This window comes from Acinetobacter sp. 5862, assembly GCF_024494585.1.
GTDB lineage: Bacteria > Pseudomonadota > Gammaproteobacteria > Pseudomonadales > Moraxellaceae > Acinetobacter.
This window is the reverse complement of sequence record NZ_JANHGP010000005.1, coordinates 1-791: the sequence shown is the minus strand read 5'-3', so window position 1 is coordinate 791 and position 791 is coordinate 1. Positions and strand designations below refer to the sequence as shown.

Annotated in this window: 1 protein-coding gene; it reads left to right on the top strand. The window is 35.5% G+C overall.

Translation table 11 applies throughout. The annotated features are described in order from the left end of the window. The coding region (locus NO346_RS00265) for a DUF6670 family protein (protein WP_371924456.1) at positions 1 to 475 on the top strand (475 nt) is incomplete at its 5' end. Positions 476 to 791: the final 316 nt, after the last annotated feature.

The following is a 791-nucleotide window of genomic DNA, read 5'->3' as shown; positions in this document are numbered from 1 at the left end:
GTTTAATTCGTCTGATCACAGATACTTTATAAAGCATTTTAATACTTTTTTGAATCTGTCAATGCGTAAGTCCTATAGTATTATTTTTTCTCGGATTGAAATTCAGTCGAATGAACAGCAATCTCGACTTTATGATGATCAAGTCATTTTTGATGTCAGCCGTGTTTATCCAAAAGTACAAACACCAAATGGACGAGATATGTATTTACCACGAGAATTTAGTTGGCAATATTCAGAAAAGGATGTTGTTGTCTTTCAACTAACAGCACAAAGTCGAGGTGATTATAAATTTGGTTTGGCAGCAGGTTATGTGGGCAGCTTTCACTATCAACTCTTATGGGACAATGGGAGTTATGAGGGCACGGGATACTGTGAATATATCGATTGCAGACCTTTACACTGGCAAGAAAAAAATAAAACTGAGCAAATAATCGACCAAATCGCACATTTTCAGCCTTATTTGTGTAAAAAATAATCGGTTGGTGCGATAAGTGAAATAAATTTGAATAAATCCCTTGCACCTGCCCTGAAATGGTGTAGAATGCACATCCATCGGCGGTGATGCAGATAAAAACTTGTTGAGAAACAAGGATTTGGCTAAAGTGGTTAGGTTCTTGGATTGATTGGTAGGTTTTAAAAATATCGAAATTACCTGTTGACTTTAAGATAAATTAGAGTAACATAGCCGACCTAGCTTGATGATGACGAATCATTGAGAAGATCATTAAGAGAATAGAAGAACAACTTGTGTGGATTTTTACTGGTTGATCGATCGAAAATATTTCATTGAT